The organism is Vibrio sp. 10N.261.51.A4 (genome assembly GCF_041471945.1).
GTDB lineage: Bacteria > Pseudomonadota > Gammaproteobacteria > Enterobacterales > Vibrionaceae > Vibrio > Vibrio crassostreae_C.
Genome location: NZ_JBFRPJ010000090.1, coordinates 95,214 through 119,439 on the forward strand (window position 1 = coordinate 95,214; position 24,226 = coordinate 119,439).

Genomic DNA, 24,226 nt, shown 5'->3' on the forward strand with positions numbered 1-24,226 from the left:
CTGCTTTATTTCGTTTGGTTGTGCTTTGATGAGTGGACTTGTTGCTTGCGCACGTCTCGCCCATAACTGTCTTGATATCGAATGATGTCGCCTTCACTTAAATGACTGCCTGTTTGTACTTCAATCATCTCGAGTGGGAGATCCCCTGGGTTCTCTAGGCTGTGAATATGACCTAAAGGGATGTAAGTGGATTGATCTTCTTCAACCAGATAGGTTTTCTCATTGTTGGTCACTTTCGCAGTGCCAGCTACTACTACCCAATGTTCCGCTCTATGATGATGCATCTGAAGTGAAAGCTGATGACCCGATTTTACGGTGATACGCTTAACTTTGTCTCGCTTTCCTAAATCAATCACATCGTATTTACCCCAAGGTCTAAATACCTCACGGTGATGAATATGCTCTGTTCTACCTGCTTGACTTAGTTGACTAACAATCGATTTAACACCCTGAACCTTGTCTTTATCTGCGACCAATATAGCGTCTTTGGTCTCGACAATAATCAGGTTATCGACACCTACAGTAGCAACTAGCTTGTTTTCAGCATGAATGTAGTTGTGTTGAGAGTCGACGGTTAACACGTCACCTTCAATGACGTTGTTATGCTCATCTTTGTCGCTTACATCCCAGATAGCAGACCATGAGCCAATATCATTCCAACCGACATCCATCGGGATCACAGCTGCGTGCGAGGTTTTCTCCATCACGGCATAATCGATGGAATCGCTTGGGCTGCTTTTGAATGCTTCAGCGTCGATACGGATAAAGTCGAGGTCGGTATTTTGCTTTGCAAGAGCGAGTTTACAAGCCGCTAATATCTCGGGGTGGTGTTCGGCGAGTTCTTCAAGATAGCGTGATGCCTTAAACATGAACATGCCACTGTTCCATAGGTACTGTTCTGAGCGGATGTATGCTTCTGCGGTTGCTTTATCGGGCTTTTCTACAAAGCACTCAATGTCGTAAGCATAATGGGTTGGTTGGTCTGTAGTGTTGGTTTCTAGTTGTAGACTAGAGACAAGAGGTTGCCCTTGTTTGATGTAGCCATAGCCAGTCTCTGGAGCATTTGGGGTTATACCGAATGTCACCAGTTTGCCTTGTTTTGCATAATCAACACCACGGTTAATCGATTGTTGAAATTCAGAGGTTTTAGCGATGTGATGGTCGGCAGCAAGCACTAATAAGATTGGGTCAGCCGTTTCTCCTTTAGTGCTATGAGACTTGGTCAAAGCTTGCAAGGCTGCAAGTGCGATGGCTGGCGCAGTATTTCTACCGACAGGTTCTAATAGAATGCCACTGTGCAGGACGTTAGTTGAGCGAATTTGTTCAGCAGCGATAAAACGATGCTCTTCATTACAGATAATGAATGGCGCATCGCAGCTGCTATCCGTTAGGTGTGCGTCGATACCTTGCAGGCGTTGAAGTGTTTGCTGAAGCATCGATTGTTCGCCAGCAATATTCAGGAATTGCTTAGGATAGAGCTCTCGAGACAGTGGCCAGAGGCGGCTTCCAGAGCCGCCAGCTAGGATGACAGGTAAAATCATAGAGTGGTAATTGTGTGCATTAGAATACTGCCATCATATTACCACGCTTCACGCTTATTACTTATCGATAACCAAGAAGGATGTTGACTATCGATGACCTTCCGTAGGGGAGTTCAACATATCTTTGGGATCGCTAACATTCTGATTATCACCTCGGCTTTGAACGCTGTTATGACCTTGAACATTAGAAAAGTCTTGAGGGTCAATCTTGAGTGTCTGTGTTGGGAACGCGATGTCTGCATTGTGTTTATGAATAATCGCCAGAACCTGTAACAGAACGTCTTGCTTCACTTTGTGGTACCTGATCCAGTTGACCGTTTTTGTGAAGGTATAGATAAAGAAGTTCAGTGTTGATGGCCCAAATTTGTCAAAGTTAACGATCAACGTCTGTTTGGCATCAATATCTGGGTGGTTCTCGAGCATGGTTCTTACATCATCAACAATGAGCGCCAATTTGTCTGCATCTTGATAACGAAGACCAAAGGTTTCATTGATTCTACGATTCAACATTCTCGATGGGTTCTCTACCACAATACTACTGAACACCGAATTTGGAACGTACAAAGGACGCTTATCAAAAGTGCGGATAATCGTCATGCGCCAGCCAATGCGTTCGACAGTACCTTCGATTTGACGATCGGGAGAGCGTATCCAATCACCGACTTTAAAAGGGCGGTCGAAGTAAATCATCATGCCGCCAAAGAAATTCGACAGTAGATCTTTAGCGGCTAAACCGACGATTAAACCACCCACACCACCAAAGGTAAGTAAGCCGGAAAGGCTGAGCCCAAACGCCTGCATGATGGTTAGGCCGCCCATCACCATAAAGAACAAGCGAGCGACTTTCGCTATCGCTTGTACTGTGGTTTCGTCTCTGGTTTTTTGCTCTAAGACATAGGCTTCTGTGTTAGTGATCATTCGTAAGGTAAACCAAACGAAGGTACAGATAATTAATATGTGCTTAAGTGTTTTTAACCAGTTGATTTCATTGCCAAACTGGTCTTGAAGGATGAGCCCGACAGATACAGTAGCAGGCCAACACCAAAGTAATGTGCTGACAGGGGTTTTCAGTGCCTCTAGTAGTAGGTCATCCCAGTGAAAGTGGGTTCTCTGTACCAGAACTTCCAAGCGATTATGGATAATTCGCCAAGCTACCCAAGCGAGAAAACTCGCAATAGTGATGAATAGGACGCTGTTTGCCCAATCACTATGGCTCTGGTTGATGTAGGTTTGTACTTGGGTTAAGAATTCATTCATTGTGTGTGCTGCCGCAGAAATTATGAATTGGAAATTAGCAGAAACTCGAGTTGTTCTCTACCTTTATAAATCAAGCGATTATGACAATAGTATAACCTTATTCTTGCAGAACTAACTTTTTTTGAGATAGAAACTAATGTAGGTTTGGCTATCCCGTGTAATTAAAATTTCTAAACAGGATTTCAAATGAGCGACAAACAATATGCAGTTATCGGTTTAGGGCGATTTGGTCTGTCTGTTTGCAAAGAGCTACAAAGTTCAGGGGCACAGGTACTGGCCGTCGATATTGATGAAGAGCGAGTGAAAGAAGCGGCGGCTTTTGTTTCACAAGCGATTGTTGCGAACTGTACAAGCGAGGAGACAGTTAAAGAGTTAAGACTCGACGATTACGACATGGTGATGGTGTCGATTGGCTCTGATGTTAATTCCAGTATTCTGACTACTCTGGTGGTAAAAGAGTCAGGCGCAAAAGCTGTTTGGGTAAAGGCGAACGATAAGTTTCACGGCAAGATTCTCTCTAAGATTGGTGCTGACCATATCATCATGCCTGAACGAGATATGGGCATTCGTGTTGCGCGTAAAATGTTGGATAGACGCGTTCTTGAGTTTATCGATCTTGGCAGCGGTTTAGCGATGACGGAGATTGTTATTGGTTCTAATTTGTTGGGTAAGAAACTTGGCGACCTTAAGCTGTGTAAAGAAAATGGTGTTGAAGTACTTGGCTTCAAGCGAGGACCGAACCTAACTAAAGCTCCAGAACTGGATGTGAGTTTAGAAATTGGGGATGTGGTGATCATCGCTGGGCCGAAAGAGACCTTATCTAGAAAGCTACGCAATTGGTAATTGGCAATAAGGTAACAGTATGAATTCGTTAAAACGAAAAGGTACTTTCTACACGCTTAAGAGTGATAAAAAGCCACGTAAAGGCTCTGAACCTAAGATTATCCTTACGAGCTTCTTAGGCGTACTTATCCCCTCTGCAATATTGTTGACGATGCCTGTATTCTCTGTGACAGGCCTAAGTTTTACGGATGCACTGTTTACAGCAACCTCGGCGATCAGTGTGACAGGATTAGGTGTTGTCGATACCGGTGAGCATTTCACCTTTGCGGGTAAAATCTTACTGATGTTCTTGATGCAAGTCGGCGGGTTAGGGCAGATGACTCTATCTGCGGTACTGCTTTACATGTTCGGTGTTAGGTTAAGCCTTAAACAACAAGCACTCGCGAAAGAAGCGCTTGGCCAAGATCGTAAGATTAACCTTCGTAAATTGGTTAAGAAGATCATCATCTTTGCATTAGTGGCTGAATTTATCGGTTTTGTATTGCTCTGCTTCCGCTGGGTACCTGAGATGGGATGGTCAACGGGCAGTTTTTATGCTCTATTTCATGCGATATCTGCATTCAATAACGCAGGTTTTGCACTGTTTTCAGACAGTATGATGAGTTTTGTTGATGATCCGCTGGTGATCTTCACCTTAGCTGGCTTGTTCATTTTCGGTGGGCTAGGCTTCACAGTCGTCGGCGACCTATCGAGTAACTGGCGTAAAGGTTTTCGACATCTTCATTTACACACCAAGATTATGCTAACCGCCACTCCGACTCTATTGTTGGTAGGTACGGTATTGTTCTGGCTGCTAGAAAGAAATAACTCAGCAACCATGGAAGGGTTATCGACTCAAGGACAGTGGCTAGCCGCATTTTTTCAGTCGGCAAGTGCTCGTACTGCTGGCTTTAATAGTGTGGATTTGTCTCAGTACACACAGCCTGCGTTGCTGGTAATGATTGTACTGATGTTGATTGGTGCAGGTTCTACCTCAACAGGTGGTGGTATTAAGGTTTCGACCTTTGCAGTAGCCTTTGTCGCAACGTGGACCTTCCTCCGTCAGAAAAAGCACGTGGTGATGTTTAAGCGCACTGTGACTTGGCAAGCGGTAACAAAGTCATTGGCCATTATTGTGGTAAGTGGGGCGTTATTAACCACCGCGATGTTTTTGTTAATGCTTACTGAAAAGGCAGCGTTTGATCGAGTCATGTTTGAGGTGATTTCTGCCTTTGCAACGGTTGGTTTAACAGCTGGCTTAACCGCAAACCTGACTGAGCCAGGTAAATACATCATGATTGTGGTTATGGTGATTGGACGTATCGGCCCCCTGACCTTGGCTTATATGCTAGCTCGCCCAGAACCTTCCTTGTTGAAATACCCTGAAGACACGGTGTTAACGGGTTAATTAGGTCCATGGGCTGATAAATAAAGCTCTGTAAATAAAAACAAAGCCAGCGATATGCTGGCTTTGTTGTCATAGGCTGATCGTTAATTGCTGAATGCCTATCCCTCAAACATCTCAACGTATTCCTCATAGCCTTCTTCTGCTAATTTATCCGCAGGGATAAAGCGCATTGCGGCTGAGTTCATGCAGTAACGTAACCCTGTTGGTTTTGGACCATCTTTGAATACATGCCCTAGGTGGGAATCGCCAAACTTACTTCGAACCTCTGTTCTTGGGTAAAGCAGCTTGTAGTCAGTAGTTGTAACGACATAAGCTTCGCTGATTGGTTGGGTGAAGCTCGGCCAACCCGTACCTGATTTGTATTTGTCTTTTGATGAGAACAACGGCTCACCAGTAACGATGTCGACGTAGATTCCTTCCTGTTTGTTATCCCAGTATTTGTTATCAAACGGGCGTTCTGTCGCGTCATCTTGCGTTACATCGTACTGAAGTGCCGTTAGCTTGGCTTTGATCTCCGCGTCAGACGGCTTAACGTAGGTTTTAGCATTGGCTGTCGCATTCTTACTGTCGATGATCTGACGTAGTGTTTTAGGGTTGTCCTTTCTATCATCACCGAAGATTTTATCTAGGTACTGATCGCGGCCAGAAGCATAGCGGTAGTAGTTATAACGAACTTTACTCTTCTTGTAATAGTCTTGGTGATAGTCTTCCGCTGGCCAGAATTTTTCAAATTCAATCAGTTCTGTTTTTAGTGGTTCACCAAAGATATTAGCTTTGTCGATTTCCATCATGAAGTTCTGAGCAACATCTTTTTGTGCTTGGTTATGATAGAAAATAGCTGGTCGATAATGACGGCCTCGGTCTACAAAAGAACCTTTGTCATCGGTTGGGTCGATGTGTCGGAAGAATTGGTCAAGAACCTGTTCGTAGCTAACCACATCAGGGTTATAGGTCACGTTGATCACTTCGATGTGACCTGACTTACCCGAAGAGACCTGTTTGTAGGTTGGGTTTTCCAGTTCACCACCAGAGTATCCAGAGATAACGTCGGTTACACCTTTTAGCTTCTCTAGATCGGACTCCGTACACCAAAAACAGCCACCAGCCAGTGTCGCGATTTCACTTTTACCTGAATTAGCCGTTTTATCCATTGTATTGGCAGTGCCAGTCTGGCTTACAAACAGCGAAATCAGTGGTAGCGCAACCACGAGTGATACCAATATTTTAGATAATTTATTCATAGATACCTCATCTTGACGTTCTTCTCATTCGATTTTGAATGTACGAATAGAGACAGGTTTTAGATGGAAAAAATTGCATCATTCACAAAAAAATATGTCGCCGAGAAAATCTTGCTCATAAATGCCGCCAGTAGTAGGGTGTCAGTATTGATATCCAATAATTGACAGCGATGGCGGTTATCGTACATCTAAGGAACAACATGCAAGCAGAAGTTAAATGGGTCGAAGGCTTTAAATTCCTAGGTCAATCTCAATCTGGCCACTCTGTAGTAATGGATGGCAGTGGTGGTGCAACCGCGCCAAGCCCAATGGAAATGGTCCTTATGGCCGCTGGTGGTTGTAGCTCTGTTGATGTCGTCGATGGTTTGAAATCTGCAGGCCAGAACATCACAGGCTGTAATGCAAAACTTGAAACGACACGTCGTGAAACAGCACCAAAAATCTTTACTGTGATTAACATTCACTTTGAAGTGTCTGGTGACAACCTAGATCCTGAGTTAGTGGCTAAAGTATGTGCTGATTCGTTAGAAAAATACTGTTCAGTATGTCTAATGTTAGGTGCTGGCGTAGAAATGACTCACAGCTGGGAAATCGTTTAGTTTTCGGTTTGTACAGCCTAGCTTGGGGCCGGTACTTTTCGGCTTACGGCTTATTAGTAAAGACAGATACAGAAAAGGGCGGAGCACTTTGAGTGCTCCGCCCTTATTATTTCGGCTAAGGTAGAGTGCTGTTATTCAGCAGTTTCTACGATAACTTCTTCAACTTGTACTTCTTCTTGGTATTCGAAACCAGGGATCGTTGCGTCAACACGACGGTTTTGAGCACGACCTTCAGCTGTATCATTTGATGCAACTGGGTTCTCTTCACCTTCGCCAGTAGCAGTGATACGCTCAGCTTCGATACCTTGCTCTTCGATGTGTGCAGCAACTGCAGCAGCCCGTTTCTTAGAGATCATCATGTTGTATTCAGCAGCGCCTGTTGAGTCAGTGTGACCAACAACAACAACAGTCGATTGAGGGTGAGCTTTAAGAACTTCAACTAGAGGTTGTAGTGCAATCTTACCGTCTGTAGACAATTCTGTGCTGTTAGTTGCGAACATTTCTTGAGAGTAGCTCTCTGTTTGTGCTTTAGTCACAACAACAGTACTTTTCTCTTCAACAACAACTGCAGGCTCTGTGATTGGCTCAGATGGTGCTTGTGTCACTGCTGCCGCAGAAGCTGCTGCTGCTGCCGCTGATGCAGTTGTGTTACCAGTACCGAAGTTGTAGCTAACACCAACAGACAGTAGGTTTGAGTTTAGGTCTTGAACGTAGTTGTCGTCGAAGTCATCAAAGTATTGGTACTCAACGCGTAGTGCCCAATCAGAAGAAAGTTGCTTCTCTACACCGATACCAGCAGAAAGTACAACGTCATCTTCACCACCGTGCGAGATGTAAGCAGGACCTGCTTTGAAGAATACGTCAAACTCTTGCTGTACTGGAAGGCGGTACATTGGCGTTAGTGAGATTGCGATTAGTGGATCGCTGAACGCAGCGGTTGTGCCGTTCTTTGAAAAGCTTGTCTTGTAATCACCAAGGAAATCAGAGCTTAGCTCAATACCAAACTTGTCATTAAAATTGTAGCCAGAGTAGATGCCAGCACCGATTGCATCATCATCACATTTTTCACCGCTTACGCATGCGCTATCTAACCAGCCCACGCCCACTTTAGCACCAACATAAGTTGTAGCAGCGATAGAAGGCGCTGCTGCTAGGCCTGAAGCGGCAACAACAGCACACATGATTTTCGACAGTTTTTTCATAATCTTATCCTTGGATTAACTCTTATTGTTATCTGAACTTACCAGTAAAACGATCACTTATTGGGTTACGACACTGCTTATAATAAGTAAATCAAGGTGTTGGTTCAGCTGAACCTATTTCTTTCTCAGTACTTATATTGTTAATCTGATTGCGTATTGGAGTCAATGGAATTGTTAGATATTATATATTTAGATGGCTTTTATTATTAGTTTTATCATTTGTTGGAATGCCTATATTTAAAGCTATAGCCTAGCCTCGTGTATTTTCCAGTGACTCTGAGGGGAATAAGTAAAAAACTTGCGCTTTATCATGCTTATTAAACGCAAAATCCCCATCCACCATGTCTAACTCGGTTGAGTACATGATTAGATAGGGATTTGAATTGAAGCTATAGCGGTATTTTCACGTTTTACATCACGTAATAGCTCGACTTTGTTTACGGACGCTCACCCGCCAATAAACGCTTCTCGATATCTGCAATTACGCTAGGTAAGTCTGCAATGGTATCGATCAGGTAATGAGGGTTTGATTTGTTCAGCTTCACGCTTGCTTTTTCACGCGCCGTTGCCAGAGTTGCTTCGTCTGCGTCTAAGTATTCTTGATACGTTAAGCCTGCTTCGTTACCTGATAGAACAAGGCCTACCGTCCACATGCCTGCGTTGTGACCTTCATCAATGCCGGGTGCTGCGTCATCCACTTTCACACACGCTGCAACGCTCGTCACGCCTAGGTCAATGACGTTTTTAAGTGCCATGAATGGAGCTGGGCGACCGCCTTGCGGTAAGTCATCAGTCGCTACTACGTTGTCAGGAAGATAACCATAATCTGCGGCTGCTGGAATCAGTACGTCCATCACTTCTCGTGGGTAACCTGAACAAGAACCAATTTTTACGTTCTTCTCTTTAAGGTTATTTACTACTTCAATCGCGTTTAAAATTGGCGCTGCGTGGTCGGCTACTTTCGCTTTTTGAAGAGGCATGAATGCCGCGTAGATCGCATCAACGTCTTCACTGGTCATCGAACGTCCGAACTGGGCATTCCAACGAGCATCAACAGCAGGGATTCGACCCACCGCTTGGATGTGATCCCATTTACCGATACCCATAGGTTCACGAGCTTCAGCTAAGTCGATGTCAAAGTCGAAACCTTGTTTGAATGCTTCAACGAAGATGCTAGTTGGAGCAAACGACCCAAAATCAACGATAGTGCCGGCCCAGTCAAAGATAACCGCTTGGATAGGTGATGTCGTGTTCATAATAGTGTCCTATTTTTGTGTCACTCCCAGTTCAAAGTTCTGGGAAACAAATGGTTGTTTAAGGTTATTGGTTTAAATGTTGATTTCGAGAATTAAAGGTATTCAAAATCTTTGCAGACTTTGGCTATCGCTTTTTCGAATACAGACAGAGCGACTTCTAGCTCGCTGCGACTGATGATCAATGGCGGGCTTAATTGAATCACGTTACCTTGTGACACCTTAAAGCTCAGGCCATCGTTCAGACATTGGTAAAGTACTGCTTCTGCTTCATCGAACGCTCGGTTTTTGGTGATATGGTCAGTGACCAATTCCACTCCCCAGAGCAGGCCGATGCCGCGAACGTCACCAATGACTGGGTATTTCTCTTTCATTTGAAGCAGTTGTTCACGCACGAATGCGCTGTCCGCTTGTACTTTTTCAAGTAGATTTTCTTGCTCAATCACTTCCATCGTAGCCAGTGCCGCCGCGCAGCCAATAGGACTTTTCTCGTGGGTGTAGTGACCAAGTGATACTTGCGCTGCCGTGTTGTATTTGTCTTTAGTGACCATGGCTGCGATTGGTACTAAGCCGCCGCCAAAGCCTTTACCGATACAAAGAATGTCAGGTTCGATATCAAAAGCTTGGTGAGTGAACCATTCGCCACTGCGACCCATACCGTTTGGAATGTCGTCGATGATCAACATGACGTTATGCTTATCGCAGATCTCACAGATACGTTTCCAGTAAGCTTTGCTTGGTACTTGAACGTCTGTGTTACGCACTGCTTCCGCAATGAAGGCACCAATGCCACCTTCTTTTTCAATCACATACTCAAGGTAATCGGCATAGTGCACATCACATGCCGTCTCATTGTTATCGCCTGAGTTTTGCCCGCAACGCGATAAAGAGACATTAAGCGGAAAAGCACCACGATAGGAAACCGCTGGTGGAATGCGTTCTACGCCAGCCATTAATGGCCCCATGCCTTCGCGGAAACACGCTTCGCCACCCACTGAAATTGCATCCAGCGACGCACCATGGAAGGAATCCCACAATGAAACGACTTTGAAGTTGTTAGTGACATGTCGAGCCAGTTTCAGTGCCATACCGATAACCGATGTACCACCTGGCGCAAACAACACGCGATTCAAATCACCACCGCAGATCTGTGTGAGTTTTTCAGCGCACTGAACGGCCGTCTCATTGGTGAATCGACGTGGTGAAAACGGCAATGACGCCATTTGCTGAGTCACTTTATTAATAATATGTGGGTGGCCATAACCTAATTGGTGAACATTGTTACCGTGAAAGTCCATGTACTTCTTGCCCGTTGCATCTTGAATGTAGATGCCTTCAGCGGTTTCAAGCGTGTCTAGGCAAGGTGTTGACATGGCTTGATGAAGAAACACGTCAGCATCACGCTTTAACATCGCTTGAGTCGCATCATCGTTTAGCGACTCGTTCCATTTCTCACGCGCTGGCGTGGTGTTCACATCGCCTTCGCTTCGAAAGTGTGTCGCCTTTAGAACAGAATCTTGATTGGCCATCGTCATTATTTGATGCCCCAGTACATAGCATTCTTAACTGCGCCAATTAGAGCTTCAATGTCTGACGGATACACTTCACCGATGTTACCGATTCGGAAGCAGTCGGCGTTTGAAACCTTGCCCGGGTAAATCACAAAACCTTGTTCTTTCAAACGGTCATAGAATTCCTTGAATTGGTAATCGCTATGAGTTGGAGAATAGAAAGAGGTGATAATCGGTGAATGAAGTTCATCATTTAACAGAGGTTCAAAACCAAGAGAGCGCATACCTGCAACCAGTGTGGTTTGGTTTGTTTGGTAGCGATTATGACGAGCTTCGATACCACCTTCCTGTTCCAATTCAAGTAGAGCTTGATAGAAAGCACGCACTGTATGAGTTGGAGAGGTAAAACGCCATTTACCGTGGTTGCTTTCCATGCAGTACCATTGGTCAAACAGGTCAAGGCTTAGTGAACGAGCCTGCCCTTTGCACTTTGCCAGTTCCGATTGCTTAGCAATAACAAAGCCGAAGCCCGGTACACCTTGGACGCACTTGTTTGCAGAGCTGATCATGTAATCGATACCTAAGTCAGCGATATCCATAGGGATGCCACCAAAGCTCGACATTGCATCGAGAATGACGGTTTTGTTGTGCTGTTTTGCCAATTTGGCAATGTCTTCAATTGGATTCAGCATGCCTGTCGTGGTTTCACAGTGCACAATCGCCACGTGAGTAATGTCTGAATCCATGGCCAATGCCGTTTCCATTTTGTTCAAGTCAGGCTGTGATGTTTCACCTGGGGAAACGACATGGCATGGAATGTTTAAATATTCTGCGATTTGAGCAATACGAGCGCCGTACGCACCGTTATCAACAACAAGAAGCTTACCGTTGTTAGAGATAACGCTACCGATTGTTGCTTCTACCGAAGCGGTGCCGCTGCCTTGCATTAATACGCTTGTATATCCCGCTTGCTTAGTCGCTAAAGTCACTAGCTTGCTACGAATCACTTCAACAACGTCTTTGTTGTATTCATCATCCCAAGTACACCAATCTTTTAACATCGCTTGGCGAACGGTTTCAGAAGTAGATAAAGGGCCCGGTGTCAGCAGTAAGTATTCGTTTCTCATGTTCAACTCTCGTGATTTTAATTTTGGACTATACCAATATTTAGAGTTACTTTAACAACCAATTTAAACGGTCGTAAATAGCCCAAACATCATTTTCACAAAAGCTTCATATTAAAAATGGTCACTTGTGTTGAGAAATTTTCCGATCTTTAAATTGCCATTTTTCGTTCATTTAATCGTCACAAAAGCCAGTTAGCTTAATAATTGAAATCTGGTACATACCAGTGTGAGGGGTGTGTGCCAATAACTGGAATGAATTTTTGAATATAGGTGCCTCTCGATAGGGCTTCTAGCTTTAACAACTTTAACTTTGGCAATTTTTAATTTTGGCAACTTCTCACTCTAGAGTTGGGCCTGACTGGAGAAAATGATGAAAAACCGTTTTATGAAAGGATCACTTGCAGCATTAGTCACACTATTAGCTGGTAACGCTTATGCGGCACAGGAAGTGACGGTTTATACCGCTTTTGAAACTGACATCTTAGCGAAGTACAAAAATGCTTTTGAAAGCGAAAACCCAGACATCAACATCAAATGGGTTCGTGATTCAACAGGAATCATGACGGCAAAATTATTGGCTGAGAAAAACAACCCTCGTGCAGAAGTGGTGTGGGGCCTTGCGGGTTCTTCAATGGCTCTACTTAAGGAGGAGGGCATTCTTAAGCCTTACACTCCTCAAGGTGTAGAAGCGCTGCGCTCAAACCTCAACGATCCGCAATCTACTCAAGCTTGGTATGGCAACGATGCATTCTTCAATGCGGTTTGTTTCAACGAAGCGGTAGCGAAACAACTTAACCTACCAGCACCTAAATCTTGGGATGACCTAACCAAGCCTATCTACAAAGGCCACATTGCGATGCCAAACCCAGCGTCTTCTGGTACGGGTTATATGCAAGTGTCTGCTTGGCTACAAAACATGGGTGAAGACCAAGGTTGGAACTACATGCAGAAGTTAGACCAAAATATTGCTCACTACACGCACTCTGGTTCTAAGCCATGTGTTCAAGCTGGCATGGGTGAAGTCGCTATCGGTATTTCTATGGCGAGCCGTGGCGCTAAGCTGAAAACTCAAGGCGCTCCACTTTCAGTGATTACGCCTGAAGGCATCGGCTGGGAATCTGAAGCGGTAGGTCTTGTTAAGCCTTCTGATGCAGCACAACGTGTTATCGATTGGTCTATTTCTAAAGCGGCAAATGAGCTTTACATCGAAATGTACCCAGTTGTTGGTCACAAAGATGTGACAGGCAAAGCAGAGAACTTCCCTAATGTAGAAAAGAACATGGCAAAAATGGACTTCGCTCGCATGGGCAGCGAGCGTGCAGACGTATTGAAAACATGGTCTGAGAAGTTTGACGCTAAATCAGAGCCAAAATCTTAATCTATCGAGCTACTCAGTTAATTAACTATTTAGCTATTTAACTGTTTAGTTCATTAGAAGTTAGAAATCAGTAAAGGAAGGCTTCGGTCTTCCTTTTTTAGTTTTACGCCTTCAGGTTTTAAGTAAGGTACAACAAATGACAAAGCACTACTCATATTGGTTCAAGCAAGCGTTGGAACAAGAGTTCGGCAACATCAATGCGGGGCTAGATTCGGCTAAGCCGCTCCAAAAAGATGTCAACTGTGATATCGCCATTGTTGGCGGTGGCTATACGGGTTTATGGACGGCGATTTTAATCAAACAACAGCAACCCGAAAAGCATGTTGTCGTGATTGAAAAAGGCCTATGTGGTAGCGGTGCTTCTGGTGCGAACGGCGGTTGCATGCTGACGTGGTCAACCAAGTATCCGACGCTGAAAAAGCTCTATGGAAAAGAACAAGCGAAATGGTTGGTTAAGGAATCGGAAAAGGTTATATACGAGATCGAATCCTTCTGTAACGAACACAAGATTGACGCGCATCTATATCGCAGCGGAACTTACTACACGGCGACCAATGAAGCTCAAAAGGGTGGAATGGAGCCTGTTGTTAATGAGCTGGTTAAGCAGGGTATCAATAGCTGGAAGAAGTGCGACGATTCTTTGGCTGATAAAGCGGGATCTGAACGCCATATTGAGGGTTACTACTCAGAAGCTGCGGGTAGTGTGCAGCCAGCGTTATTGGCTAGAGGTTTGCGCCGAGTCGCGCTTGAACTGGGTGTCGAAATTCACGAAAACACAGAGATGACATCACTCGACTATGGCTCTCCCGCTCGAATTCAAACCAAAGGCGGGTCAGTATTTGCGGATAAAGTGATTTTGGCACTCAATGCGTGGATGCTCGATCACTTCAAAGAGTTCAAACGCAGCATTGTGGTTGTCTCTTCAGATATGGTGGTGACCAAGCCCATTCCTGAAAAGCTCAAGAAGTTTGGCCCAGAGAAAGGGGCGGCGGTGGTGGATTCGCGTATCTTTGTCCACTACTACCGAGATACCCAGGACGGACGACTCATGTTGGGCAAAGGCGGCAATAAATTCTCGTTTGCTAATCAAGTTGAAAGCATGTTTAACCAAACGACTAACTACCTGCCGATTCTCAATCAATCGTTCCAAAAACTGTTCCCTAAATTGGAACAAAGTGAATTCGATTACAACTGGTCTGGCGGCTCAGATCGTTCGGTTACCGGATTGCCATTTTTCGGTAACCTAAAAGGCCAAAGCAACATCTATTATGGGCTTGGTTATTCAGGCAATGGCGTTGCTCAAACCCGTATGGGCGCGAAGATTTTGTCAGCAATGGTGCTCGATATCGACAATGCTTGGACACGAAGCGGTTTAACTAAAGGCCCGTTAGGACACTTCCCGCCAGAGCCATTTCGTTGGGTAGGTGCGATGATGGTGCGTGATGCGGTACGAAGAAAAGAGAACGCGGAAGATTCGGGTAACACGCCATTGTGGCTAGATAAACAGTTATCCAAACTCGCAGGTGCGGCGGGCAAAGCCGACAAGGTTGAATCATAGATTAATCTTGCGTTTAAATTAGAAGTTTACATTAAGGCTCTCAGTGATTTATGGGCAAGTCACTGAGGGCTTTCAACGTTGAACGAACTGTTAATGCTGAACAAATAGCAATCCTTAATGCTTATTATATCTGCAATATAACTGTCATTTAGCTACTATAAATTTGTCACTCAACTGCAATATTCTCAGTTTAAATTTGGTATATACCATATAGAGAGTGCTGTAGTATGAGCAACCAAACTTATTTGAATATTGAAAACGTTGTAAAGCAATTTGGCCAATTTACAGCGTTAAAAGACATCTCCCTATCGATAGATAAAGGCGAGTTCGTCTGCTTCCTTGGCCCATCTGGCTGTGGAAAAACCACCTTATTACGTGCGATTGCAGGCCTAGACTTACCAACGTCAGGTTCTATTGAGCAGAACGGTAATGATACGACCTTCTTGCCACCAGAAAAGCGCGACTTTGGCATCGTGTTCCAGTCTTACGCTTTGTTTCCAAATCTCACTGTGGAAGAAAATATTGCGATTGGTCTGAAAAACCAAGGCATGTCGACCAAAGAAGCCCTTGAGACGGTTGAGTCTTGGTTAGAAACCATCGGCTTACCCACGTCTGGTCAGAAATATCCAAATCAGCTATCTGGTGGACAGCAGCAGCGTGTTGCTCTGGCTCGCGCATTGGCGTTATCTCCAGGCTTGTTGCTACTCGACGAACCACTTTCTGCGTTGGACGCGAAGGTAAGAACACACCTACGTGATGAGATCTGCCAACTGCAACGCAAGCTGGGTATCACCACTATTATGGTGACGCACGACCAAGATGAAGCGTTAACGATGGCAGACCGTATTGTCGTGATGAATCATGGTGTTATCGAGCAGGTCGGTGCTCCTCAAGAGATCTACCAAAAACCCGTCAGTCGTTTTGTTGCTGAGTTTGTTGGCAGCATGAACTTTATCCAAGCTTCTGTTGCGGCTCAAGGCAAGATGCGCATTGCTGAGTCAATGCTGCCGTTACCTGGCTTAGATAATCTCACGCCAAATCTGGGTGATGTTTTCGATATTGCCGTTCGTCCAGAGCAAATCCAGTTTGTTGATCGTTTTAGTGAATCCTTGCCAGTGAGAATCGTATCAAGCGAATTCTTAGGGGCGTTTTATCGTATTGAGTGCCAATTGCAACATGACTCAACGGCGAAAGAGATCATCGTTGATGTACCCGTCAAAGAGTTCAACCGATTGAAGCTGCGTCGCAGTGATATTCGTTACGTGGCGTTTGATCAAGAAGGCCTTAGAGCTTACCCATCGAAAAGCCTGCAAGTGATGAAAGACGAGGCGGCGTAAACAATCATGGAATCGACTCAAATGATGCAATCTAAGCTGCTAATTCAACGACGAGTACAACCTTTTCTGGCTCGGTTAAGCAAAGACAACGTAATTCTGTTTGGGCTGTTGGCCTTTTTGTCTGTGGTCATGACGTTGTTTATCCTGATGCCACTGTGGGCGATGTTGAAAAAGAGTGTTCAGAACGCAGATGGAGAATTTGTAGGCTTAGAGAATTTCGCAACGTACTTTGCGTCTCAAAGCTTATGGCAGTCGGTAGGCAATACCTTCACGCTTGGGTTGCTAGTGACAGTTGTCGTGGGCGTCTTGGCGTTTGGTTATGCCTATGCGCTAACTCGTTCATGCATGCCTTTTAAGGGGCTTTTTCAAGTGCTGGGTTCTGCGCCTATTCTTGCTCCGTCACTGCTTCCTGCAATCAGTCTTATCTTCCTATTTGGTAACCAAGGTATCGCTAAAGAAGTCTTAGGTGGCAACTCGGTTTATGGCTTGATTGGTATCTCACTGGGCTTGATATTCTGGACGTTTCCACACGCCTTGATGATTCTGACCACCTCATTAAGAACCTCTGACGCTCGCCTTTATGAGGCAGCACGTGCACTCAATACTTCATCGTTAAAAACCTTTTTCATGGTGACGTTACCTGCGGCAAAATACGGCTTGATCAGCACCCTGATCGTTGTGTTTACGCTGGTGGTTTGTGACTTTGGTGTGCCAAAGGTGATCGGTGGTAGCTACAATGTGTTATCGACTGACATCTTTAAGCAGGTGGTTGGTCAACAGAACTTCTCTATGGGTGCGGTAACCAGTATCTTACTGCTATTGCCTGCGTTGCTTGCGTTTACCGTTGACCGCTGGGTTCAAAAGAAACAGAAGAGCTTGTTTGATACTCGTTCTGTCGCGTACCAACCTGAACCTAGCTCTCTGCGTGATGGCTTATGTTTCCTTTATTGCACCATCATCTCTGCTGCTGTGGTTATCGTGTTGGGCATGGCGATATACGGTTCGATGGTCACCTTCTGGCCTTGGAACAAAGCGCTGACGCTAAACAACTATAACTTTGCAGAAATGAGTACCTATGGTTGGGCGCCATTCTTCAACTCGTTAACGCTTGGTGCTTGGACTGCGATAATTGGTACTGTTCTGATTTTCCTAGGGGCATACTGCATTGAGAAAGGCCGCGCATTCGGGCCTGTTCGTCAAGCAATGCAAATGCTCAGCGTTGTTCCGATGGCCGTTCCGGGTATGGTTCTGGGTTTGGGTTATATCTTCTACTTCAATGATTTGAGTAACCCACTCAACTTCTTGTATGGCACGATGGCGTTCTTGGTGATTAATACCGTGGTTCACTACTACACGGTAGGGCACATGACGGCGTTAACGGCATTGAAACAACTGCCTTCCGAAATTGAAGCAACAGCGGCTTCGGTAAACTTACCGCAATACAAGCTGTTCTTTAAGGTGACGGTACCTGTTTGTCTGCCGGCGATTTTAGATATTGCGACATACCTGTTTATTAATGCACTTACCACGACATCTGCGGTAGTATTCTTGTATTCTACCAATACGATTCCAGCGTCAGTATCAGTACTGAATATGGACGATGCAGGTCAAACCGGTGCAGCAGCAGCGATGGCGGTGATGATCATGATATCTGCAGCGAGTGCGAAGTTGATTCATATGCTAATCAACAAGTTATTCGATAAGCGCACCCAAGCTTGGCGTAAATGCTAGCGAACCACTTATATTGCAGTTGGCCAAGGAGTGGCTGACGACAAGAACAAGAATGAAAGGAAATGAAGTGCAGTACGTAAAAATCAAAGATGTCATCGTAGAGCAGATAGAGTCGGGGATGTTAACACCACGACAGAAGCTGCCTGCGGAACGTAAGCTGGCTGAATCGTTTGATACGACTCGAGTTACCTTACGCGAAGCCTTGTCTTCACTTGAAGCGGAAGGGCGCATTTATCGAGAAGACCGACGTGGTTGGTTTATCTCTCCCGAGCCGCTTCGTTACGATCCAACACAAACGCTGAACTTCACCAATATGGCTCTATCGCAGAATCGACAGCCGAAAACTGAGTTGGTGGCGGCGAAAGGCATTTTAGCGACCAAGGAAGCAACTAGGCTTCTTGAACTGCAACCTTTTTCGGACGTTTATCGAGTAGACAGAGTTCGTTATCTTGAAGACAGGCCCGTTGTGTATGTGACCAACTACATTCGACCAGAGTTGTTCCCTAACTTGCTTGACTACGACTTGTCTAAGTCGTTGACGGACATCTACCGAGAACACTTTGGTGTGGTGTATCAGAAGATTCGCTACCGAGTGAGCACAACGTCTTTGCTTGGCGAAACCGCGCAAGCTCTGCGTGCGACTTCTGGTTCTCCGGCTATGGTTGTCGAGCGTGTTAATTACAATCAAGACGGTGATTTGATTGATTGCGATATTGAATATTGGCGTCATGACGCGATCAGCATCGAGTCGATCGCACAGCTAGAGCGCTAGTCATACGTTATAACGTTGGCATATCTGCAATTATGCAGGATTGCCCAATTGAAACGCTCAAAGGTCTCTTATTCGGAGGCCTTTTTTATCACCTGTTGTCAGCCGTTGTGCTAATTCATCAATAATTTAGGAATGAAATGGAATTCTCTGCGATTGTAATCGTGATCATTTCGGCTTTGCTTCACGCGGGTTGGAACGTTCTAGGTAAATCTAATCAAGGCTCGGGCTCGTCATTCTTCTTAGCCTCTGGCTTTGCCGCTGCTGCGATATTGACTCCCTATTTGATTTGGTTCATTTACAGTGTCGGCTTTGTGGATATCACGCTTTTATTCTGGAAGCTACTTCTTTTAAGTGGTATTTGCCAAATCATCTATTTAATCGGCTTAGGTGTAGCCTACAAGCAGGCCGATATTGGGGTGATTTACCCGATGGCACGAGCGCTGCCCGTGTTGATGGTGGGTTTAGGCACGGTGTTGATAGGCTATGAGCTGTCACCTAATCAATGGTTTGGCTTCACCTTGATTACCTTGGGTTGTTTGTTTGTACCACTTAAGAAGTTTTCAGATCTTAGGTTAAAAGCGTATCTCAACCTTGGCGTACTGTGGGCGTTAATCGCGGCCATTGGTACCACGGGCTATTCCATCATTGATAAAGAAGCGCTTCTGTTACTCGATCCTTTGAGCACACCAGTTATAACTAACAAGCACACCGCGATTTTCTACCTAGGTATCCAGTTCTGGGCAATTGTGATTCCGTTGAGTGTTTGGTTATTCGTAACCAACCAAAGAATCGAGTTTACTAATGCTTGGATACTGCGAAAGAAAGCCACGCTTGCAGGCATTATGATGGCTTCGACCTATGGCTTAGTGCTGTTTGCGATGACCATGACTGAAAATGTCAGCTTGGTTGTTGCTCTTAGGCAAGTGAGTATCATTTTCGGCGTAGTGATGGGGATCTACTTTTTAAAGGAAAAGTGGCACGCGACTCGCGGTGTAGGCGTATCTCTAATTATTGCTGGCTTAGTTATCTCATTGACTTAAAAGATCGCCTGAGTGATTGGGGATTTGTGAATAGGTATCTCTATTAAGTTAAATGAAAAAACGCCCTTAGCGAAACAAACTTCGTTAAGGGCGTTTTCTCTTTATCTAGTAAGAAGCTGTAGGTAGTAAAAGACTTACCCCGCTAAATCTTGAGCATCTTGCTGTTTCAACACTTTGTGGCCATCTTCAGTGACACCACGTTTCCAGTAGCTGCTGATGTAGATGTTCTCTTTCGCGACTTCTTTTTCGTTGCGGAAGTATTGTCTTAGCTCACGCATGCTTTCAAATTCACACGCTGTCCATATTGAAACCTGACCTTCTAACCATTCTGTGTTGCGCACGGTTTGTGAAAGTGACTCTGAGGTTTCATCTTCAATCAACCAGGTTACTTTGATACCTTGAGGAGTCTCAAGTACCTGCTTATCTGCTGCTGAGTTGATCTGAATGATAGCGTGCCCCGTTGCTGTTTCTGGGAGCGTTTTTACTTTTGCAGAAAGCGCAGGTAGGGACGTCATGTCTGCAACTAAGAAGAACCAGTCTGACTCTAGGTTAAGCCCCTGAATTAAACCAGGGCCAGCCACTGAAACCGTGTCACCCACTTTTGCGTTCATTGCCCATCGAGCCGCAAAACCACATTGCAAATCTGTAGTGATATGGCGAACAAAATCAACTTCAATCCACTGCTCTACAGGATTGTACTGACGAATGGTGTAAGTGCGCATGGTTGGGCGCTCACCTTCGTTTAGCTGGCTTAAATCAGTCGTGCCAAGTGGCGAGAATAAAAGCTTGATGTAGCCGCCGGCACATTCTGTTGGGTATTTACTTAATCCCTCACCGCTAAGCGTTATGCGCTGCATGTTTGGAGTAATTGTTGAGGTTTGAGTAACGGTTAATGTGATAGGGCTAGGCTTGCTCATATAAGGCTCTCTTAGATTTGGATTTCCACATCATAATCCTGAACTAAAAAACACTCAATACTAATAGTTATCATTTACTTTGATTTACACATGTACTACCTAACTTATACGACAGATCCTATTGAGAAACGGATCCTACAAAAAAGAGCCCTTTAGAAAACTAAAGGGCTCTTAGGATTGGTTTGACTCAGCGAACAGAATTAGCTGTTTGCTTGCTCTAGTTCAATCGTTTCTTCAGCGGCTTTCGCAGCTTCTAGCATCTTACGAATAATGAACGATGCTGCCATTGCGATACCTACCATCACGACGGCAAGAACAGTCAGCATTTGGAAGTAATCACCGTAAACCGTTTGCACGATCTCTTGTGTGATCTCTTGACCTTTCTCTAGTGCAATAGACGTTGAGAATACCGCGCCAACAATGCCTGATAGTGCGATAGCAACAGAGAACAAGCTTACTGAGAAGTTTTCAATGTGCTTAGGTGCAACAGACAGGATGAAGGCTACAACCATTGAACCTACAATCACTTCACCGAATGCTAGGAAGAAGTGAATCGCTAGGAAGACTTCTGGGCGGATCAGAATATCGTCACCAACTGTCGTTACTGCCATCGTAAGGATACCGAAAGCGATAGCCGTAAGGATGAAAGAGAAACCGACTTTGGTTGCAGTTGAGAAGTTAATGTTTTTCTTTTCTAGGTTAGAGAAGATACCCGCGATGATAGGGCCAGCAACCATACACCATAGTGGGTTCATTGCCATTGAAGCTTCAGGTGCGACAGGGATGAAACCAAATAGATCGCCACGCATTGTGTTGATCGCTACCATTGTCATCGAAGTCATCATCTGACCGTAGTACACGAAGAAACATGTCGTCAGGAATGTGATGATTAAGATAGTCCCCATTTTTAGCATGTCTGATTTCTTCGATTTCATCATCAAAGAGACAAAGTAGATGATCGCTGCACCACCGATTGCGTACACGATGTTTTGGCCAATATCCATGTTAGAGAACATGAAGAATACCAAGCCGATCATTGCTGCAGAAAGACCAAGGAACGCTGCCCAGTTTTTAGTGCTTACTGGTTTTTGGTCGATTTCAGCACTTGCTTCAACAAGGCCTTTGCGAACAAAGATCATCATCAGAAGCGCAGCACCGGCTAGCACCGCTGAAAGAAGGAAACCACCGTGGAAACCAACAACAAGTACTAGCATTGGGAACAGGTATTGGCCTAACAGAGCACCAATATTGTTTACTGAGTAGTTGATTGGGTAGCAGTTCTCAAAATCTTCTTGAGTTTTGAACGTGCGTTTGTAAAGACTTGGGTAAGAAGGGGACATCAAACCACGTGCATAACTTGCTAACGCAATACCACATAATGCCATCGGAACATTGGTTGCTGCTGCACCAAGTACCAGTAGAACGTAACCACTTGCGAACCCTAGGAAGGCAATGGTTAAAGATCGGTAGGCGCCTAAAAACTTGTCGGCGATAAAGCCACCTGCGATAGCAAATAGCGGTCCGATTGCAGAGAAAGCACCAACAACCATCATGGTGTCGGCTTCATTGTAGTTCAGATCTTCAAGGAAGAAACGAGTCAAGATCACCATGACGCCATAGAACGAAAGTCCGAACATCATTTGGCAGAACATCATTGATTTGTTTAATCTATTCCACATTATTTTATTCTCACGTTTGTATTAATATGTAGTGTAATTGCCCGATTATAATATCATTAGTAGTAATACATAAACTTAAACATCTGTCCCAAGCAGAACTTTACTCGATATATCTTTTCTTATGAGTGCATTCATATTTCTCATGAATGAGATTTGCAACGTTAGATTTTGCAAGTGGATGCATGGCGGTATGAAATTTAGCCATCATCATTTGTGGCTAAGTAATGAACTAATAAAGGGAAAGTTAGAGGTAGTAATTCTGTAAGTTATTTTGAGTGAGTATCACTTTCAATTAGCTGTTGGGCTTTAGCCAATAAAAAAGCCAGCTTGGTGGCTGGCTTTGTTGAGATATTGAAAACTAAGTTTACAAGAATGCTGTCTCTATAGAGGCTTTCTCCACTCGTGTTCCTGTCTTTTATTCACAAGGTGGTGCCATGTGGATCACGGCTAGGCCGCCTAGAGAAGTTTCACGGTACTTCTTGTTCATGTCTTTACCTGTTTGGTACATGGTCTCGATAACCTTGTCTAACGAGATAAGACACTTGCTGGTACGTTTCAACGCCATGCGCGATGCATTGATGGCTTTCATTGCACCCATTGCGTTACGTTCGATACATGGCACCTGAACAAGGCCACCGATCGGATCGCATGTCATGCCCAGTGAGTGTTCCATCGCGATCTCAGCGGCAATACAAATCTGTTCGTTGCTACCACCACGTAGGGCAGTTAGGCCTGCTGCGGCCATTGATGAAGAAACGCCGACTTCACCCTGACAACCTACCTCTGCGCCAGAAATCGAAGCGTTGGTTTTGTATAAGATGCCGATTGCGCCAGAGACTGCCAAGAAGTCTTTAAGCTGCTTGGTGTCTAGCTCCTTGATGAAACGATGGTAGTACATCAATACCGCAGGAATAACCCCAGCCGCACCGTTGGTCGGTGATGTCACGACCTGACCGCCCGCTGCATTCTCTTCACTCACGGCAAAGGCAAATAGGTTAATCCAATCCATGATCTCCATTGGATCGTTTTCAATCGAGGCATTCGCTTCAAGCTTTTTAAGCAGAGCAGGTGCTCGACGAGTGACTTCTAGGCCGCCATCAAGGATGCCTTCCGTGTCAAAGCCACGCTGCATACACAGAGACATCACCTTCCAAATTTGGTCGGCTTTCTGGTCAATCACATCCATACCTTGGAATGAAACTTCGTTACGTAGAATTAAGCCACCAAGGCTCAGTCCTTGTTGTTCGGATAGTTCAAGCAACTGATCAGCAGAAGAGAAAGGGAACTCAACTTGAGTTTCTGCTTCCTGTTTGCCGTTTTGTAGCTCATCAGCGGTTGCGATAAAGCCACCACCAATCGAGTAGTAGGTTTCCATATCCAGAAGGCTGCCGCTTTCGTTAAAGGCAGAGATAGTCATACCATTTTCATGCAGCGGAAGGTTGGTCTTGTGGAAGAGCAGATCGCTTTCTACATCGAAATAAATTTCATGGTTACCGCTAACCAATAGAGATTTATCTTCAATCGCCTTACGCATTGCTTGGTTAGCACTGGTGATTTTAATGGTGTCGGGGCGGTTACCTAGCAAACCTAACAAGGTCGCTCTGTCTGTGTGGTGACCAATACCCGTCAATGATAAAGAGCCGTATAAGTCGATTTGAATACGCTTCACTTGCTTAAGCTGAGCATCAATTTTTTGGGTAAAGTTAAACCCAGCGATCATTGGTCCATTTGTGTGGGAGCTGGATGGTCCAACCCCAATTTTGTAGATATCAAAAATAGACAGCATAGTAACTTCCTGTGAAGACGGTTCGATGGACGAACTCTGTGTAAAATTTGTATTTGGTTAGTTGCAC

The 24,226-nt window shown here is 44.8% G+C and carries 19 protein-coding genes; 9 read left to right on the forward strand and 10 right to left on the reverse strand.

Going from position 1 to position 24,226, the window contains the following annotated elements:
• Positions 1 to 5: 5 nt before the first annotated feature.
• Together AB4384_RS19700 and AB4384_RS19705 are read right to left on the reverse strand one after the other, a co-directional pair.
• On the reverse strand, positions 6 to 1,541 hold the full coding sequence (locus tag AB4384_RS19700; RefSeq protein WP_372130002.1) for a mannose-1-phosphate guanylyltransferase/mannose-6-phosphate isomerase: 1,536 nt from the start codon (positions 1,539 to 1,541) through the stop codon (positions 6 to 8).
• An 87-nt stretch (positions 1,542 to 1,628) separates the two neighbouring features.
• Complete coding sequence (locus AB4384_RS19705; protein ID WP_372130003.1) at positions 1,629 to 2,798, reverse strand: mechanosensitive ion channel family protein; 1,170 nt, start codon at positions 2,796 to 2,798, stop codon at positions 1,629 to 1,631.
• Between the two features lie 186 nt (positions 2,799 to 2,984).
• Between AB4384_RS19705 and AB4384_RS19710 the strand changes: the two genes are divergently transcribed.
• On the forward strand, positions 2,985 to 3,641 hold the full coding sequence (locus AB4384_RS19710) for a TrkA family potassium uptake protein (RefSeq protein ID WP_017065605.1): 657 nt from the start codon (positions 2,985 to 2,987) through the stop codon (positions 3,639 to 3,641).
• Between the two features lie 19 nt (positions 3,642 to 3,660).
• The gene (locus AB4384_RS19715) at positions 3,661 to 5,028 is read left to right on the forward strand and encodes a TrkH family potassium uptake protein (RefSeq protein WP_372130004.1); all 1,368 of its coding nucleotides are present in this window, start codon (positions 3,661 to 3,663) and stop codon (positions 5,026 to 5,028) included.
• 98 nt (positions 5,029 to 5,126) lie between these two features.
• On the opposite strand, the gene msrB is transcribed toward AB4384_RS19715, so the two are convergent.
• On the reverse strand, positions 5,127 to 6,269 hold the full coding sequence (gene msrB / locus AB4384_RS19720; protein WP_229647718.1) for a peptide-methionine (R)-S-oxide reductase MsrB: 1,143 nt from the start codon (positions 6,267 to 6,269) through the stop codon (positions 5,127 to 5,129).
• A gap of 200 nt (positions 6,270 to 6,469) precedes the next feature.
• Between msrB and AB4384_RS19725 the strand changes: the two genes are divergently transcribed.
• A complete protein-coding gene (locus AB4384_RS19725) occupies positions 6,470 to 6,868 on the forward strand; it encodes an OsmC family protein (protein ID WP_017068628.1) in 399 nt (132 codons plus the stop codon).
• A gap of 131 nt (positions 6,869 to 6,999) precedes the next feature.
• Here AB4384_RS19725 and AB4384_RS19730 read toward each other — a convergent pair whose 3' ends face one another.
• The 4 genes from AB4384_RS19730 to phnW form a co-directional block, all read right to left on the reverse strand.
• Positions 7,000 to 8,070: an OmpA family protein gene (locus tag AB4384_RS19730; RefSeq protein ID WP_372130005.1), complete on the reverse strand. Its 1,071-nt coding sequence runs from the start codon at positions 8,068 to 8,070 to the stop codon at positions 7,000 to 7,002.
• Positions 8,071 to 8,507: 437 nt separating this feature from the next.
• On the reverse strand, positions 8,508 to 9,326 hold the full coding sequence (phnX, locus tag AB4384_RS19735) for a phosphonoacetaldehyde hydrolase (RefSeq protein ID WP_136973801.1): 819 nt from the start codon (positions 9,324 to 9,326) through the stop codon (positions 8,508 to 8,510).
• A 92-nt stretch (positions 9,327 to 9,418) separates the two neighbouring features.
• Positions 9,419 to 10,858: an aspartate aminotransferase family protein gene (locus AB4384_RS19740; protein ID WP_372130006.1), complete on the reverse strand. Its 1,440-nt coding sequence runs from the start codon at positions 10,856 to 10,858 to the stop codon at positions 9,419 to 9,421.
• A complete protein-coding gene (gene phnW, locus AB4384_RS19745; protein ID WP_372130007.1) occupies positions 10,858 to 11,961 on the reverse strand; it encodes a 2-aminoethylphosphonate--pyruvate transaminase in 1,104 nt (367 codons plus the stop codon). The genes AB4384_RS19740 and phnW overlap by 1 nt, the downstream gene beginning before the upstream one ends.
• Positions 11,962 to 12,328: 367 nt before the next feature.
• On the opposite strand from phnW, the gene AB4384_RS19750 reads away from it, so the two are divergent.
• The 6 genes from AB4384_RS19750 (at position 12,329) to AB4384_RS19775 (ending at position 19,777) form a co-directional block, all read left to right on the forward strand.
• Positions 12,329 to 13,339, forward strand: coding sequence for a putative 2-aminoethylphosphonate ABC transporter substrate-binding protein (locus AB4384_RS19750; RefSeq protein WP_372130008.1), 1,011 nt, complete (start codon positions 12,329 to 12,331; stop codon positions 13,337 to 13,339).
• A gap of 136 nt (positions 13,340 to 13,475) precedes the next feature.
• Complete coding sequence (locus AB4384_RS19755) at positions 13,476 to 14,897, forward strand: FAD-dependent oxidoreductase (protein ID WP_372130009.1); 1,422 nt, start codon at positions 13,476 to 13,478, stop codon at positions 14,895 to 14,897.
• A 227-nt stretch (positions 14,898 to 15,124) separates the two neighbouring features.
• Entirely contained in the window at positions 15,125 to 16,234 is a 1,110-nt protein-coding gene (locus AB4384_RS19760; RefSeq protein WP_136999162.1) for a putative 2-aminoethylphosphonate ABC transporter ATP-binding protein, read from the forward strand.
• A gap of 21 nt (positions 16,235 to 16,255) precedes the next feature.
• The gene (locus AB4384_RS19765; RefSeq protein WP_372130010.1) at positions 16,256 to 17,965 is read left to right on the forward strand and encodes a putative 2-aminoethylphosphonate ABC transporter permease subunit; all 1,710 of its coding nucleotides are present in this window, start codon (positions 16,256 to 16,258) and stop codon (positions 17,963 to 17,965) included.
• Positions 17,966 to 18,032: 67 nt separating this feature from the next.
• Entirely contained in the window at positions 18,033 to 18,737 is a 705-nt protein-coding gene (phnR, locus tag AB4384_RS19770) for a phosphonate utilization transcriptional regulator PhnR (RefSeq protein WP_372130013.1), read from the forward strand.
• 137 nt (positions 18,738 to 18,874) lie between these two features.
• On the forward strand, positions 18,875 to 19,777 hold the full coding sequence (locus AB4384_RS19775; protein ID WP_372130011.1) for a multidrug transporter: 903 nt from the start codon (positions 18,875 to 18,877) through the stop codon (positions 19,775 to 19,777).
• Between the two features lie 134 nt (positions 19,778 to 19,911).
• On the opposite strand, the gene AB4384_RS19780 is transcribed toward AB4384_RS19775, so the two are convergent.
• The 3 genes from AB4384_RS19780 to AB4384_RS19790 form a co-directional block, all read right to left on the reverse strand.
• Positions 19,912 to 20,694, reverse strand: a complete 783-nt coding sequence (locus AB4384_RS19780) for a siderophore-interacting protein (RefSeq protein WP_017070633.1) — start codon at positions 20,692 to 20,694, stop codon at positions 19,912 to 19,914.
• A 200-nt stretch (positions 20,695 to 20,894) separates the two neighbouring features.
• Entirely contained in the window at positions 20,895 to 22,373 is a 1,479-nt protein-coding gene (locus AB4384_RS19785; RefSeq protein WP_080582209.1) for a peptide MFS transporter, read from the reverse strand.
• A gap of 415 nt (positions 22,374 to 22,788) precedes the next feature.
• Complete coding sequence (locus AB4384_RS19790) at positions 22,789 to 24,159, reverse strand: L-serine ammonia-lyase (RefSeq protein ID WP_017059518.1); 1,371 nt, start codon at positions 24,157 to 24,159, stop codon at positions 22,789 to 22,791.
• Positions 24,160 to 24,226: the final 67 nt, after the last annotated feature.

What these genes read in the sequence shown, in the direction of transcription:
- AB4384_RS19775 (WP_372130011.1), top strand. Translation starts at nt 18,875, where the DNA reads ATGGAATTCTCTGCGATTGTAATCGTGATCATTTCGGCTTTGCTTCAC.
- AB4384_RS19705 (WP_372130003.1), bottom strand. Translation starts at nt 2,798, where the DNA reads ATGAATGAATTCTTAACCCAAGTACAAACCTACATCAACCAGAGCCAT.
- phnX (WP_136973801.1), bottom strand. Translation starts at nt 9,326, where the DNA reads ATGAACACGACATCACCTATCCAAGCGGTTATCTTTGACTGGGCCGGC.
- AB4384_RS19730 (WP_372130005.1), bottom strand. Translation starts at nt 8,070, where the DNA reads ATGAAAAAACTGTCGAAAATCATGTGTGCTGTTGTTGCCGCTTCAGGC.
- AB4384_RS19765 (WP_372130010.1), top strand. Translation starts at nt 16,256, where the DNA reads ATGATGCAATCTAAGCTGCTAATTCAACGACGAGTACAACCTTTTCTG.
- AB4384_RS19755 (WP_372130009.1), top strand. Translation starts at nt 13,476, where the DNA reads ATGACAAAGCACTACTCATATTGGTTCAAGCAAGCGTTGGAACAAGAG.
- AB4384_RS19790 (WP_017059518.1), bottom strand. Translation starts at nt 24,159, where the DNA reads ATGCTGTCTATTTTTGATATCTACAAAATTGGGGTTGGACCATCCAGC.
- AB4384_RS19715 (WP_372130004.1), top strand. Translation starts at nt 3,661, where the DNA reads ATGAATTCGTTAAAACGAAAAGGTACTTTCTACACGCTTAAGAGTGAT.
- AB4384_RS19725 (WP_017068628.1), top strand. Translation starts at nt 6,470, where the DNA reads ATGCAAGCAGAAGTTAAATGGGTCGAAGGCTTTAAATTCCTAGGTCAA.
- AB4384_RS19750 (WP_372130008.1), top strand. Translation starts at nt 12,329, where the DNA reads ATGATGAAAAACCGTTTTATGAAAGGATCACTTGCAGCATTAGTCACA.
- AB4384_RS19710 (WP_017065605.1), top strand. Translation starts at nt 2,985, where the DNA reads ATGAGCGACAAACAATATGCAGTTATCGGTTTAGGGCGATTTGGTCTG.
- AB4384_RS19700 (WP_372130002.1), bottom strand. Translation starts at nt 1,541, where the DNA reads ATGATTTTACCTGTCATCCTAGCTGGCGGCTCTGGAAGCCGCCTCTGG.
- AB4384_RS19740 (WP_372130006.1), bottom strand. Translation starts at nt 10,858, where the DNA reads ATGACGATGGCCAATCAAGATTCTGTTCTAAAGGCGACACACTTTCGA.
- AB4384_RS19780 (WP_017070633.1), bottom strand. Translation starts at nt 20,694, where the DNA reads ATGAGCAAGCCTAGCCCTATCACATTAACCGTTACTCAAACCTCAACA.
- AB4384_RS19760 (WP_136999162.1), top strand. Translation starts at nt 15,125, where the DNA reads ATGAGCAACCAAACTTATTTGAATATTGAAAACGTTGTAAAGCAATTT.
- msrB (WP_229647718.1), bottom strand. Translation starts at nt 6,269, where the DNA reads ATGAATAAATTATCTAAAATATTGGTATCACTCGTGGTTGCGCTACCA.
- AB4384_RS19785 (WP_080582209.1), bottom strand. Translation starts at nt 22,373, where the DNA reads ATGTGGAATAGATTAAACAAATCAATGATGTTCTGCCAAATGATGTTC.
- phnW (WP_372130007.1), bottom strand. Translation starts at nt 11,961, where the DNA reads ATGAGAAACGAATACTTACTGCTGACACCGGGCCCTTTATCTACTTCT.